The organism is Microbacterium sp. I2, from assembly GCF_051364985.1.
In the GTDB taxonomy this organism is placed as follows: domain Bacteria; phylum Actinomycetota; class Actinomycetes; order Actinomycetales; family Microbacteriaceae; genus Microbacterium.
In genome coordinates this window covers 382,129-394,506 of the sequence record NZ_JBLWIH010000019.1, presented here as the reverse complement: position 1 = coordinate 394,506, position 12,378 = coordinate 382,129, and the positions used below count along the sequence as shown (strand labels likewise).

Here is a 12,378-nt window from a genome sequence, read left to right as displayed (position 1 = left end):
CCCCCCCCCCCCCCCCCCCCCCCCCCCCCCCCCCCCCCCCCCCCCCCCCCCCCCCCCCCCCCCCCCCCCCCCCCCCCCCAGGCCCGCCCGCAGAATCTCGCCGATGAGCGTGCCGTTGTAGACGATGAGCGCGATCACGACGGCCCAGAACGCGCCCGTGGAGGCGACGAGCAGGATGAACAGCATCATCAGCAGCACCGGCATGCCACGGAAGAACTCGATCACCCACGCGGTGGGGACGCGCACCCATGGGATGAGCGAACTGCGCAGCAGCGAGAGCACGACGCCCACCGCGATCGCGCCGACGGCGGCGACGGCGGCCGCCTGCAGAGTGGCGATCACGCCCTCCCCGATGAACCCCCACACGGCGGGGTCCGTGAAGATGTTCCACCGAGTGAGGTCGAACATGCCCGGCAGGGTGATGCCGCCCGAGTCGCGAGGAGCAGCGAGTGTGAGGATCACCCAGACCGCGCCGGCGACGATGAGGGCGGCCGCCACGATCGACAGGATGAGCGAGAGGCGGCGGGCCCGGGGTCCCGGTGCGTCGAACAGGACGCTCGCGCCGCTCATCGCCGCACCACCCAGCGCTTCTCGAGCTGCCCGGCGATCAGGCCGAGCGGCACGGTGATGACCAGGTACAGCACCGCCGCGGTCACGAGGATCTGGATCACGATGTTCCCGTTGTCGTTGGCGAGCTGTCGCGTCGTCGCGAACAGCTCGACCACGAAGAATCCGCCGGCGACCGACGTGTTCTTCGTGAGGGCGATGAAGACGTTGATGAGGGGCGGGATCGTCATGCGGAACGCCTGCGGCAGCACGACGAGCGAGACGGTCTGACCGAAACCGAGCCCGATGCTGCGTGCTGCCTCGGCCTGACCGACCGGCACGCCGTTGATGCCCGACCGCAGCGCCTCGGCGACGAACGGCGAGGTGTAGTACGTCAGCGCGATGAACGCCAGCAGGATGTACGGCATCCGCACGCCGAGCATGGGCATGACGAAGGCCGTGAAGATGAAGACGAGGGTCAGCGGGGTGTTGCGTGCGATCTCGGTCCAGAACGCCGCGAACCCGCGGAGCGCCGCGACGGGCGAGATCCGCATGGCGGCGATGAGCGTGCCGAGCACCAGCGCGCACACGCCGGATACCACCAGCAGGAGGAGCGTCACACGGAAGCCTTCGAAGAAGGTCGGCATCAGCGACCAGAGCTGCTCCATGGGCCTCCTTTCGTGAGTGTGTGGGGACGGATGCCCCGGGCCGCCGAATCAGGCGGACCCGGGGCATCCGTGTCGATCAGTAGCGGTCGGGAGTCGGCGGCTCGACGAACGGGAGCACGGTGCCCGCGGTGGCGTTCCATGCCTCCTCGTAGCGACCGTCCTCGTACGCCTTCTCGAGCACGTCGTTGATCCACATGCGGAACTCGGTGTCTTCGAGCGCGAGGCCGATGCCGTACGGCTCCTCAGTGAACGGCTCGCCGACCACCTTGAACTCGCCCTCGTTTTGCGCCGCGAGGCCGGCGAGGATGACGTTGTCGGTCGACACAGCCACCACCGCGCCGCTGCGCAGCGGCTCGAGGCAGTTGGAGTACGTGTCGGTGAGAACCGGCTCGGCGCCGATCTCCGCCAGCTTGGCGGCGGGCGTGGAGCCGGTGACCGAGCAGACCGGCTGCCCGACGAGGTCGTCTTCGCTCTCGATGTCGTCGTTGTCGGCGAGCGTCAGGATCGACTGACCTGCCATGTAGTACGGGCCCGCGAAGGAGACGACCTCTTTGCGCTTGTCGTTGATCGTGTACGTGGCGATCACGATGTCGACCTCGCCGTTCTGGATGAACGGCTCGCGGTTGGCCGAGACCGCTTCCTTCCACTCGATGTCTTCTTCGGCGATGCCGAGCTCGGACGCGATGATCTTGCCGATCTCGACATCGAAGCCCTCAGGGCCGTTCGGTCCGTTCAGGCCGAACAGCGGCTGGTCGAACTTCGTGCCGATCGTGATGGATCCGGCCTCGTTCAGCGCGGCCATGGTGGTGCCCTCTTCGAAGGTCACCTCTTCGGGCTCGGGGGCGGTCGTCTCCTCGCCACCCGGCGTGCCGCCGGAGGCGCACGCCGACAGCGCGAGCGCGCCGGCTGCGGCCAGCGCGATCAACGGAAGTCGCATTCGCTTCATTGTCTTCGTCCTTTGCTGTGTCGGACCGTTCGTGACGGTCCTCTCGGTTCCCGGCCGCTGGAAGGCGGCCGGAGCGGTTCAGTGCTCGAGGATCTTGGACAGGAAGTCCTTCGCCCTGTCGCTCTGCGGGTTGGTGAAGAACTGGTCGGGGGTCGCCTCTTCGACGATCGCGCCGTCTGCCATGAAGAGCACACGGTCAGCGGCCTTGCGCGCGAACCCCATCTCGTGGGTGACGACGATCATCGTCATGCCGTCGGCGGCGAGCCCGATCATGACGTCGAGCACCTCGTTGATCATCTCCGGGTCGAGCGCGCTGGTCGGCTCGTCCATCAGGATCAGCTTCGGGTTCATCGCGAGGGAGCGCGCGATCGCGACGCGCTGCTGCTGACCGCCTGACAGTTGGTTGGGCATCTTGGTGGCCTGGTTGGCCACGCCGACCCGGTCGAGCAGTTGCATCGCCTTCTCTTCGGCATCCTTCTTCTTCATGCCGCGCACCTGGATCGGGCCCAGCGTGACGTTCTCGAGCACGGTCTTGTGGGCGAAGAGGTTGAACGACTGGAAGACCATGCCGACGTCGGCGCGGAGGTGCGCCAGCGCCTTGCCCTCTTCGGGCAGCTTCGCGCCGTCGATCGAGATCGTGCCCGAGTCGATCGTCTCCAGCCGGTTGATCGCGCGGCAGAGCGTCGATTTGCCGGAGCCGGAGGGGCCGATCACCACGACGACCTCGCCCCGGTTGACCACCGTGTTGATGTCTTTCAGCACGTGCAGATCACCGAAGTGCTTGTCGACGTGATCGATGATGACCAGGGGTTCGCCCCGTCGCACCGAGATGTTCGAGGTCCGCGGCGCCGGCGCCGGGGCTTCAGGTGTCGCCATGTCTTCACCCTAGGGGCGCGCTCCGACGTGGGGCCAGTGGGCGCGCGACCCTTTACCGATCTGTAACAGCGCCGGAATGCGACGTGTCAGCTGGCGGCGCGCTGCGCGAACGCGGTCTCGTACAGGCAGACGCTCGCCGCCGTCGCGAGATTGAGCGACTCTGCCGCGCCGAAGATGGGCAGGCGCAGCGACAGGTCCGCCATGGCGAGGGCCTCGTCGTCGAGCCCGCGGGCCTCGTTGCCGAACAGCCACGCGGTCGGCTCGGCGAGAATCGGCCGCGACGCGAGGAAGTCCCCTCCCCCGACATCGGCCGCGATGACGCGCACGCCCGCCGCGTGCGCTCGCTCCACAGCGGTGGTCAGCTCGACGCCGACCGCGATCGGCAGGTGGAACAGCGACCCCGTCGTGGCACGCACGACCTTGGGGTTGTACGGATCGACGGTGCGTCCGGTGAGCACGACGGCATCGGCCCCTGCGGCGTCCGCCGCGCGGATGATCGTGCCGAGATTGCCCGGATCGCGGACCTCTTCGCAGATGGCGACCAGCCGGGGCGATGCCGCGAAGACGTCGCGCACCGATGTGGGCGACTGCCGGGCGACGGCGACGATGCCCTGCGGGGTGACGGTGTCGGCCATCGAATCCAGCACGGCCTCGGTCGTGAAGACGACCTCGATGCCGGCATCCTTCGCCGCGTCCCTCACATCGGCGTGCTTCTCGAGGGCACTGGGTGTCGCGAACAGCTCGACGAGGGTGTCTGGGCGGTAGGCCAGCGCCTCGCGTGCGGCCTGCGGACCTTCCAGCAGGAACAGCCCCGTCTCCTGACGGGCGCTGCGCTTGGTCAGCTTCGCGACGGCGCGAACGCGCGGAGAGCGAGGGTTCTCGAGCACGGCACTCAGTCTAGGGACAGAAAGGGCGCCCTCCGTGTGGAGGGCGCCCTTTCGATGACGGATGCCGAGATCAGGCGCTCTTGGGAGCGTTGACGTTCTCGGGCAGCGCGTTCTTCGCCGTCTGGACCAGCGACGCGAACGTGGCGGGCTCGTTCACCGCGAGCTCGGCGAGCATGCGGCGGTCGACCTGCACACCCGCGAGGCCGAGGCCCTGGATGAAGCGGTTGTATGTGATGCCGTTCTGACGGGCAGCGGCGTTGATGCGCTGGATCCACAGGCGACGGAAATCGCCCTTGCGCTTGCGACGGTCGCGGTACGCGTAGACGAGCGAGTGGGTGACCTGCTCCTTCGCCTTGCGGTAGAGGCGCGAACGCTGACCCCGGTAACCGGAGGCGCGCTCGAGGATGACGCGACGCTTCTTGTGGGCGTTGACGGCCCGCTTGACTCTAGCCATTTCGTGTGATTCCTATTCGTGCGTCGGGCGCTCAGCGACCGAGGAGCTTCTTGGCGACCTTGGCGTCGCCCGGGGCGAGGACCTGCTCCTGGGAGAGGCGGCGGGTGCGGCGCGACGACTTGCCCTCGAAGTTGTGGCGAAGGTTCGCCTGCTGCTTCATGAGCTTTCCGCTGCCCGTGACCTTGAAGCGCTTCTTGGCGCCCGAGTGGGTCTTCTGCTTCGGCATCTGTTCATTCCTTCGTTTCACATCCCGCGCGGGCGGGAGTCGGATCCCGCGGCGCGGGAGTCTGTGGGGGCGTTATTCGGCGGGAGTCGATTCGGCGGGAGCCGATTCGGCCGGAGCCGATTCGGCCTCGTTGGCCGGTGCGCCGGTGCGAGCCGAGCGCGCTGCTTCCTTGTTGGCGGCGCGCTGGGCGTTCTGCTCGGTCTTCACCTCGGACTTGTTCTTGTGCGGGGCGACGACCATCACCATGTTGCGGCCATCGATCGTGGGATTCGATTCGACGGTGCCGAACTCTGCGACGTCCTCGGCGAACTTGCGGAGCAGGCGCACACCCTGCTCCGGACGCGACTGCTCGCGACCGCGGAACAGGATCATCGCCTTGACCTTGTCGCCCGACTGCAGGAAGCCTTCGGCGCGCTTGAGCTTGGTGATGTAATCGTGGGCTTCGATCTTCAGACGGAACCGGACCTCCTTGAGGACGGTGTTCGCCTGATTGCGACGCGCTTCCTTGGCCTTCTGCGCAGCCTCGTACTTGAACTTGCCGTAGTCCATGATCTTGACCACGGGGGGCTTCGAGTTCGGGGCCACCTCGACGAGATCGAGGTCGGCTTCCTGAGCCAGGCGCAGCGCCACCTCGATGCGGACGACGCCGACCTGCTCTCCGTTCGGGCCGACGAGGCGTACCTCGGGCACCCGGATGCGGTCGTTGGTGCGGGGATCGCTGATGCGGAACTCCTTCGTGCGGGTGATGACACCGCGACACGTTTTGCGTCGCGGGCGGAGGAAGATCCACTCCACCCGTCAGGACGCTTCGAGACCCGACTTCTGGCACCCTGGTTCCCGCCCGAGACTCAGGCGACTACCCCGGCCGCAAGCGGTCGGGGCGGAGTGCATGACCCGGTAGCCTGGAACGGCAAGCGCGGGTGGGATGTGATCCACTTTCCGATCCGGCGCATGACGCACCGGAGACCAGAGAAGTTTAGCAGAGAGTACGGCGTGGACACGATTCGAGACCAGGACGGCACCGGGACGAGCGCGACGACGGGTGCGGATGCCGCGCGTCAGGCCCGTTGGGAGGAGCAGGAGGAGGCTGCGGCATCCGCTTCTCGCGACATCGCCGACGTGCCCGCCGTGGAGGTGATCACGACCACCGCCGTCCACCTGCTCAGCGCCGCCGCCGTGAAGGTCGGCCTCGCCGACGACCCCGCGACGCAGACGGATCTCGATGAGGCCCGCAAGCTCATCAACGCCCTCGCCGGGCTCATCGCCGCGGGAGCCCCGGAGATCAGCGACATGCACGCCCGCTCGCTGCGCGACGGCCTGCGGTCGGTGCAGCTGGCGTTCCGCGAGGCATCCGTCATCCCCGACCCGATCGGCAAGGGCCCCGGCGAGAAGTGGACCGGCCCGGTCAACTGATCAGGACCGTCAGCTGATCACGAGCGTCCGCTGATCAGCTGTCGACTCTTCAGCGCCGTGACGTGATGCCGACGGCGGACGCACCGCGCGCCACGGCGTCGACCGTGCGCCGCACCGCATCGTCGTCGGTGCGGAAGTTGCTCACCGCGAAGCGGACCACCGTGCGCCCCCGCCACGTCGACGAGGAGGCCCACACGGTGCCCTCCTGACGCAGCCAGTCCCCCAGCGCCGCGGTCTCGGCGTCGTCCCGAGCGGCGAGACACACCTGCGTGAACACGACGTCGTTGAGCACCTCGAGCCCAGGGATCTCGCGGAATCCCGCTGCGAGCCCGGCAGCGGCATCCACCAGACCGTCCACCAGCGCGACGACTCCCTCGCGGCCCAGCGAGCGCAGCGCCGCCCACACCGTCACGCCGCGCGCGCGACGTGACAGCTCGGGCACGTGATCGTACGGCTCGGCGATGCTCGCGACGGTCGGCAGGTAGGCGGCGTGCGCGGCGAGCGATGCCGTCATCGCGGCCTCGTCACGCACGATCGCGACACCGCAGTCGTACGGCACGTTGAGCGTCTTGTGGGCATCGGTAGCCCACGAATCGGCGTCGGCGAGCCCGGCGACGAGGTGCTGCAGCCGAGGGCTCACAGTCGCCCACAGCCCGAACGCGCCGTCGACATGCACCCACGCCCCCGCCGTGTGCGCCACGTCGATCGCCGCGACGAAGTCATCGAACGTGCCCGAGTGCACATCGCCCGCCTGCAGCGCGACGACGGTCGGGACGTCTTCCTCCGCGAGCGTTCGCGCAAGGCCGTCGACGTCGATGCGTCCCTCCTCGTCGGCTCCGACCGTCCGCGGGACGCCGAGACCGCAGATCCGCCCGGCGAGCATCACGGAGGTGTGCACCGAGTCGCCCGCGAGGAATCGTACGCCGGAAGCTCGCGACAAGCCCGCGGCCGGGTCGAAGCCACGTCTCCGCAGCACCGCATCGCGGCCCACGACGAGGCATGACAGATTGGCGCTCGTCGCACCCGTCGTGAACCCCACACCGCTCCCGGCAGGCAGCCCCAGCAAATCGACGAGCCAGTCGGCGGCGACTTCCTCCACGGCCGCGGTGGCCGGCGTCGGCTGGCGCGAGCCGGTGTTCTGATCCCACGCGGAGACGAGCCAGTCCGCAGCCAGGGCGGCCGGATACGCCGCGCCGATCACGAACCCGTAGAAGCGCGGCGACCCCATCGCCATGAGTCCCGGCTCGGATGCCTCGGCGAGCTCTTCGACGACGGCCGCGGCATCCGTCCCCCGCGCGGGGAGCGTGCGATCCAGCCGGTCGAGCACGCCGTCGACGTCGATGTCAGGACGGATCGGACGATCCTCGAGCGAATCGAGCCAGCTCATCGCTCGTCGATGCGCGACCTCCAGGGCCCGCCGGTACTGGTCTGTCGTCGAGCCGTCGTCCATGAGGCCCCCTCTCCGCCGTGCCGATCATCCACCGGGGGCCCTGCCGCCGCAAGAGGATCTCCTAGGCCGGCTCACACCGGCGGCGTCAGTGCCCAGGCCGCCGCGCCGGGTTACGCCGTGCTCAGTGGCGTCAGGCGCCGAAGCGTCCCGGAGGGCTGATGGGAATGTCGGCTGCTTCGCGCGCCGCCTCGAAGCTCCGGCCCATCACTGCACCTTTCCAAAAATGTGCCATCTGCCGCCCAGCAACACCGAGCGATGCCGCATCTGCAACGATCCGCGGGGCTCAGCCGCCGTGCGGCTGCATCAGGCGCGGACGAGCTTGACCGTCAGCGAGTCCACCAGCACGGCGATGCGGTCATCGGCAGACCAGCGCTTGGCCAGCCGCGAGAGGACTGCGTCGAGTTCGGACTGATCGAGCCCCTGCATGAGGTGCAGCCGGACGACGAGCTCCGGACCGCGCAGACGCGCGTCGGGGTCCCCTGCCTCGACCGCCAGGTCGATGACGGCCAGCTCGCCCCCGATGCTCTCATGAAGCGCCGCGACGACCTCCGCCGAGACGTAGCTGGGCCCCCACGGCAGCTGCTGGCCGATCGCCCACAGGGCCGGGCGGCGGATGACGAACTCCGTGGGTGAGCCCGGGTCGACCACGATCAAGTCGGTGTCGTCCGCGGCCGCGGCCAGCGCCGTGCGGACGCCGTCCGCGGGGACCGGCCGGGCGGCGGCATCCCACCGTCCCATCGCCTCGACGGAGGTGAACACCGGCAGCACGCGACGGCCGTCGGGAGCGGCAACGGTGACGATCGACAGCTCCTGGGTCTTGTCGACCGTGAGCCCGTGCGCGCCGGTGCCCTCGTCGCCCTTCGCCGCCATGAGCGGGATGAGCAGGCGCGCTGCGCGGTAGGCGTCGACGACCTGCTGCTGACTCCCCGCACCGTCCCGGAACGCCGTCAGCGCCGCGAGCAGCGCAGGATCGGCCGAGCCGTCGTCCGCGGTGTGCGGGTTGGCGTGGAAGCTGCGCCCCGCCCAGGGCACTCCTGCCGAATCGGCGGAATGGTCGGCGTGGGGGTCAGTATCCGGCGACATCCAGCGCCTCGGCGAGCGTGAACGCGCCGGCGTAGAGGGCCTTGCCCACGATCGCCCCCTCCACGCCCAGCGGCACGAGGTCCCGCAGTGCGATGATGTCGTCGAGGTTCGACACACCGCCCGACGCCACGATCGGCTTCGGCGTGCGTGTGGTCAGTTCGCGCAGCAGATCGAGGTTCGGACCCTTGAGCGTGCCGTCCTTCGTGACGTCGGTCACGACGTACCGGCTGCAGCCGGCCTCTTCGAGGCGGTCGAGGACCGTCCACAGGTCTCCGCCTTCGCGAGTCCAGCCCCGGGCGGCCAGAGTCGTCCCCCGCACATCGAGCCCGACGGCGATGACGTCGCCGTAGCGGCCGATCACGTCGGCAGCCCACTCCGGGTTCTCCAGGGCCGCGGTACCGAGATTGATGCGGGCCGCACCACTCTCGAGCGCCGCCTCGAGCGTGCGGTCGTCGCGGATTCCGCCCGACAGCTCGACCTGGACGCCGCGCACCTGCTTGATCACCTTGCGGAGCGTGCCGGCGTTGCTGCCCCGGCCGAAGGCGGCGTCGAGGTCGACGAGGTGGATCCACTCGGCACCCTGGCGCGCGAAGTCGAGCGCGGCGTCGACGGGGTCGCCGTAGTTCGTCTCGGTGCCGGCCTCCCCCTGGGTCAGGCGTACTGCCTTGCCGTCGGCGACGTCGACGGCGGGCAGGAGGACGAGCTTGGGGGTGGACGCGAAATCGTTCATGGCTCCTCGTGCGGGACAGTCACGAGAGCATGCGCTCCCGCGGACGGCACGATCTCAGAGAGTAGCCCCGCCGAGCCCTTCGATCCAATTGGAGAGCAGACGGATGCCGGCAGCCCCTGATTTCTCGGGGTGGAACTGCGTGGCCGACAACGGCCCGTTCTCGACGGCGGCGAGGAATGGGGCACCGTAGGTGCACCACGTCAGCACGGGCTGTGGGAAGGGCGGCTGCACCTCGAGCAGCCACTTCTGCGCCGCGAAGGAGTGCACGAAGTAGAACCGCTCCTGCTCCAGGCCGCGGAAGAGCCGGGAGCCCTCGCCGGCCTCCACGGTGTTCCAGCCCATGTGCGGCAGCACGGGTGCATCGAGTTCGGTCACGACGCCCGGCCACTCACCGAGCCCCTCGCTGTCGACGCCGCGCTCGACACCGCGCTCGAAGAACACCTGCATGCCGACGCAGATGCCGAGGACGGGGCGACCGCCTGCCAGGCGCCGCTCGATGAGCTCGCCTCCGCGGCTCGCGCGCAATGCCTCGGCGACAGCGCGGAACGCCCCGACGCCCGGGACCACGAGGCCGTCGGCCTCCTGGACGAGAACCCGATCGCTGGTGAGGCGCGCGTCGGCGCCCGCCGCAACGAGCGCCTTGACCGCGGAATGAACGTTGCCCGAGCCGTAGTCGAGAACCGCGACCAGCGGCCGTCCGGCCTCACCGGTCACAATGCGCCCTTCGTGCTCGGAATACCCTCCACGAGGGGGTCCAGTGCCTTGGCCTGGCGGAATGCCCGCGCGAAGGCCTTGTACTCCGCCTCGGCGATGTGGTGGGGATCGCGACCGGACAGCACGCGGACGTGCACCGTGAGTGCGGCGTTGAACGAGATGGCCTCGAAGGTGTGGCGCACCAGTGATCCAGTGAAGTGCCCGCCGATGAGGTGGTGCTCGAAACCGGCGGGCTCGCCCTCGTGCACCAGGTACGGGCGCCCGCTGATGTCGACGACCGCCTGAGCGAGCGCCTCGTCCAGCGGCACGAGCGCATCGCCGTAGCGCCCGATGCCCGCCTTGTCGCCGAGAGCCTCGCGGATGGCCTGCCCGAGCACGATGGAGATGTCTTCGACCGTGTGGTGCGCGTCGATGTCGGTGTCGCCCGACGCCCGCACCGTCAGATCGGTGAGCGAGTGCTTCGCGAACGCCGTGAGCATGTGGTCGAAGAACGGCACGGTCGTGTCGATGCGACTGCGGCCGGTGCCGTCGAGGTCGAGTTCGAGCTCGACCGTGGACTCGCTCGTGGCACGCCGCAGGGACGCCGTCCGGTGTGCTGCGCTCATGGGGCCGATCCTACCGAGGCGAGGGCGTCGAGGAACGCTGTCGTCTCGTCCTCGGTGCCCGCGGTCACGCGGAGGTGGTGAGGGATTCCCACGTCCCGGATGAGGACGCCGGCGTCGTACAGCGCACGCCACGTCTGCGCAGGATCGGTGACCCCGCCGAACAGGACGAAGTTGGACCAGGACTCGTGCGGCGTGTAGCCCAGCGCCTCGATGGTCGCCGAGATGCGGTCGCGTTGCGCCACGATCTCGTCGACCATCCGCAGCATGATCGGTGCGTGGCGAAGGGCAGCCGTCGCCGCCGCCTGCGTGAGGGCGCTCAGGTGATACGGCAGTCGCACGAGGCGCAAGGCGTCGATCAGCGCGGGGTCCGCGGCGAGGTAGCCCACGCGGGCCCCCGCGAAGGCGAAAGCCTTGCTCATGGTGCGCGAGACGACCAGGCGCTCTCGCCCCGGCAGCAGCGTCAGCGCGGAGCGCTCATCGTGCGGAGCGAACTCGTGGTAGGCCTCGTCGACGATGACGATGCCGTGCGAGGCCTCGTACACCGCTTCGACGACGTCGAGTCCGAGCGGCGTGCCCGTGGGGTTGTTCGGGGAGCACAGGAAGACGACATCCGGCGCCACATCGTTCACCTGGGAGGCCGCGTCCTCAGGAGTGAGAGAGAAGTCAGCGGCGCGAGTGCCCGCGACCCAGCTCGCCCCCGTGCCGCGGGTGAGCAACGGGTACATCGAGTAGGTGGGACCGAATCCGAAAGCGGTCCGGCCCGGGCCCGCGAACGCCTGCAGCAGGTGCTGCAGCACTTCGTTCGAACCGTTGGCGGCCCAGATCTGATCACGAGTGAGCCCGTGACCGAGGTAGTCGGCGAAGCCTTCACGCAGGGCGGTGAACTCACGGTCGGGATACCGGTTGACGTCACGAAGCGCGAGTGCGATCGAGTCGAGGATGTCGTCTGCGACTTCCGGCGGCACCGGATGCGTGTTCTCGTTGACGTTCAGGGCCACGGGGAGGGGCGCCTGCGGAGCGCCGTAGGGCGTCTGTCCGACGAGATCGGCGCGCAGAGGGAGGTCTTCGAGACGTGCACTCACCCCTCCCATCCTACGGCCGCCGCTTGGAGGACGGCGCCCGCGTGACGACGGTGCGGACTTACCGCGAAGGCGCGTACTCCGCAGGGATCGACAGACTCTGCCCCACGGCGACCGTGACATCGTCCAGCGCGTTCAGGCGGACGATGCCGTCCACGACGTCGCGGGGGTCGTGGCCGGGCGCGACTTCCTCGGCGATCGACCAGAGCGATTCGCCGGAGCCGACGGTCACCGTGGTGAACGACCCGGCGGGGGCGCCGGAGTCACGGGTGGCCAGAGCGGCGCCGCCGCCGATGACGGCGAAGCTCAGCGCCACGACCGCGGGAAGGGCGGCCAGCACGGCCAGCACGCGCCGTCCGCGCACGGTCAGCCGCATACGGGTGGCGTGGCGCACGGCCTGGTCCGCCGCACGAGCCGGCGACGGGAGAACGGGCGACGAGATGCCGATCGCGGTCATGTCTGCTCCTCCTGTGGCGAGAGATTCGCATCCGCCACCCGGCCGGGGGCGGCGGATGCGAAGCTCTCTTCCGAACCTATCTTCGAGGTTGTACGATGTCAAGTGACGAAATCGTCCATGCTCTCTCGAACGCGACACGCGGCACAGGTGCTGCGGCAGCGGGCGGATTGCGGATACGGTTTCGATACGAGAACCCCACCACGGGCCTCCGACATTCGAAGAAACTGCGCTCGGCGGCGAGCGC

16 protein-coding genes are annotated in these 12,378 nt (G+C 69.2%); 1 reads left to right on the top strand and 15 read right to left on the bottom strand.

The window, feature by feature from the left end; translation table 11 throughout:
* The 8 genes from ACLKM7_RS15480 to infC form a co-directional block, all read right to left on the bottom strand.
* Positions 1 to 570: ABC transporter permease subunit (locus ACLKM7_RS15480; RefSeq protein ID WP_436448042.1), on the bottom strand; the 570-nt coding region annotated here is incomplete at its 3' end.
* On the bottom strand, positions 567 to 1,214 hold the full coding sequence (locus ACLKM7_RS15475; RefSeq protein ID WP_436448041.1) for an amino acid ABC transporter permease: 648 nt from the start codon (positions 1,212 to 1,214) through the stop codon (positions 567 to 569). The genes ACLKM7_RS15475 and ACLKM7_RS15480, both read right to left, overlap by 4 nt.
* Positions 1,215 to 1,290: 76 nt before the next feature.
* On the bottom strand, positions 1,291 to 2,160 hold the full coding sequence (locus ACLKM7_RS15470) for a glutamate ABC transporter substrate-binding protein (protein WP_436448040.1): 870 nt from the start codon (positions 2,158 to 2,160) through the stop codon (positions 1,291 to 1,293).
* 78 nt (positions 2,161 to 2,238) lie between these two features.
* Positions 2,239 to 3,036 (bottom strand): amino acid ABC transporter ATP-binding protein, encoded by a 798-nt coding sequence (locus tag ACLKM7_RS15465; RefSeq protein WP_436448039.1) that lies wholly within the window; start codon positions 3,034 to 3,036, stop codon positions 2,239 to 2,241.
* Between the two features lie 86 nt (positions 3,037 to 3,122).
* Positions 3,123 to 3,923, bottom strand: a complete 801-nt coding sequence (locus ACLKM7_RS15460) for a TrmH family RNA methyltransferase (protein ID WP_436448038.1) — start codon at positions 3,921 to 3,923, stop codon at positions 3,123 to 3,125.
* A 70-nt stretch (positions 3,924 to 3,993) separates the two neighbouring features.
* Positions 3,994 to 4,377, bottom strand: a complete 384-nt coding sequence (rplT, locus tag ACLKM7_RS15455) for a 50S ribosomal protein L20 (protein ID WP_436448037.1) — start codon at positions 4,375 to 4,377, stop codon at positions 3,994 to 3,996.
* A 31-nt stretch (positions 4,378 to 4,408) separates the two neighbouring features.
* Positions 4,409 to 4,603 (bottom strand): 50S ribosomal protein L35, encoded by a 195-nt coding sequence (rpmI, locus tag ACLKM7_RS15450; RefSeq protein ID WP_018172232.1) that lies wholly within the window; start codon positions 4,601 to 4,603, stop codon positions 4,409 to 4,411.
* Between the two features lie 72 nt (positions 4,604 to 4,675).
* Positions 4,676 to 5,398, bottom strand: a complete 723-nt coding sequence (gene infC, locus ACLKM7_RS15445; RefSeq protein ID WP_436448036.1) for a translation initiation factor IF-3 — start codon at positions 5,396 to 5,398, stop codon at positions 4,676 to 4,678.
* 198 nt (positions 5,399 to 5,596) lie between these two features.
* Here infC and ACLKM7_RS15440 point away from each other — a divergent pair, with 198 nt between their 5' ends.
* Entirely contained in the window at positions 5,597 to 6,016 is a 420-nt protein-coding gene (locus tag ACLKM7_RS15440; protein WP_436448035.1) for a DUF1844 domain-containing protein, read from the top strand.
* Positions 6,017 to 6,065: 49 nt separating this feature from the next.
* Here ACLKM7_RS15440 and ACLKM7_RS15435 read toward each other — a convergent pair whose 3' ends face one another.
* The 7 genes from ACLKM7_RS15435 to ACLKM7_RS15405 all read right to left on the bottom strand — a co-directional run bounded on the left by ACLKM7_RS15435 (position 6,066) and on the right by ACLKM7_RS15405 (position 12,134).
* A complete protein-coding gene (locus ACLKM7_RS15435) occupies positions 6,066 to 7,466 on the bottom strand; it encodes a pyridoxal phosphate-dependent decarboxylase family protein (protein WP_436448034.1) in 1,401 nt (466 codons plus the stop codon).
* 303 nt (positions 7,467 to 7,769) lie between these two features.
* Positions 7,770 to 8,549, bottom strand: a complete 780-nt coding sequence (locus ACLKM7_RS15430; protein ID WP_436448033.1) for an SseB family protein — start codon at positions 8,547 to 8,549, stop codon at positions 7,770 to 7,772.
* Positions 8,533 to 9,279, bottom strand: a complete 747-nt coding sequence (gene priA / locus ACLKM7_RS15425; RefSeq protein WP_168912149.1) for a bifunctional 1-(5-phosphoribosyl)-5-((5-phosphoribosylamino)methylideneamino)imidazole-4-carboxamide isomerase/phosphoribosylanthranilate isomerase PriA — start codon at positions 9,277 to 9,279, stop codon at positions 8,533 to 8,535. The genes ACLKM7_RS15430 and priA overlap by 17 nt, the downstream gene beginning before the upstream one ends.
* A 54-nt stretch (positions 9,280 to 9,333) precedes the next feature.
* Entirely contained in the window at positions 9,334 to 9,993 is a 660-nt protein-coding gene (gene hisH / locus ACLKM7_RS15420) for an imidazole glycerol phosphate synthase subunit HisH (RefSeq protein ID WP_436448032.1), read from the bottom strand.
* Positions 9,990 to 10,598 (bottom strand): imidazoleglycerol-phosphate dehydratase HisB, encoded by a 609-nt coding sequence (gene hisB, locus ACLKM7_RS15415; RefSeq protein ID WP_436448031.1) that lies wholly within the window; start codon positions 10,596 to 10,598, stop codon positions 9,990 to 9,992. The genes hisH and hisB overlap by 4 nt, the downstream gene beginning before the upstream one ends.
* Entirely contained in the window at positions 10,595 to 11,689 is a 1,095-nt protein-coding gene (locus tag ACLKM7_RS15410; RefSeq protein ID WP_436448030.1) for a histidinol-phosphate transaminase, read from the bottom strand. The genes hisB and ACLKM7_RS15410 overlap by 4 nt, the downstream gene beginning before the upstream one ends.
* Before the next feature lie 49 nt (positions 11,690 to 11,738).
* Positions 11,739 to 12,134: a LysM peptidoglycan-binding domain-containing protein gene (locus ACLKM7_RS15405; protein ID WP_436448029.1), complete on the bottom strand. Its 396-nt coding sequence runs from the start codon at positions 12,132 to 12,134 to the stop codon at positions 11,739 to 11,741.
* Positions 12,135 to 12,378: the final 244 nt, after the last annotated feature.

Coding starts and splice junctions, on each gene's coding strand:
- ACLKM7_RS15475 (WP_436448041.1), bottom strand. CDS start 1,214: ATGGAGCAGCTCTGGTCGCTGATGCCGACCTTCTTCGAAGGCTTCCGT.
- ACLKM7_RS15470 (WP_436448040.1), bottom strand. CDS start 2,160: ATGAAGCGAATGCGACTTCCGTTGATCGCGCTGGCCGCAGCCGGCGCG.
- ACLKM7_RS15465 (WP_436448039.1), bottom strand. CDS start 3,036: ATGGCGACACCTGAAGCCCCGGCGCCGGCGCCGCGGACCTCGAACATC.
- rplT (WP_436448037.1), bottom strand. CDS start 4,377: ATGGCTAGAGTCAAGCGGGCCGTCAACGCCCACAAGAAGCGTCGCGTC.
- rpmI (WP_018172232.1), bottom strand. CDS start 4,603: ATGCCGAAGCAGAAGACCCACTCGGGCGCCAAGAAGCGCTTCAAGGTC.
- ACLKM7_RS15435 (WP_436448034.1), bottom strand. CDS start 7,466: ATGGACGACGGCTCGACGACAGACCAGTACCGGCGGGCCCTGGAGGTC.
- ACLKM7_RS15430 (WP_436448033.1), bottom strand. CDS start 8,549: ATGTCGCCGGATACTGACCCCCACGCCGACCATTCCGCCGATTCGGCA.
- priA (WP_168912149.1), bottom strand. CDS start 9,279: ATGAACGATTTCGCGTCCACCCCCAAGCTCGTCCTCCTGCCCGCCGTC.
- hisB (WP_436448031.1), bottom strand. CDS start 10,598: ATGAGCGCAGCACACCGGACGGCGTCCCTGCGGCGTGCCACGAGCGAG.
- ACLKM7_RS15410 (WP_436448030.1), bottom strand. CDS start 11,689: ATGGGAGGGGTGAGTGCACGTCTCGAAGACCTCCCTCTGCGCGCCGAT.
- ACLKM7_RS15405 (WP_436448029.1), bottom strand. CDS start 12,134: ATGACCGCGATCGGCATCTCGTCGCCCGTTCTCCCGTCGCCGGCTCGT.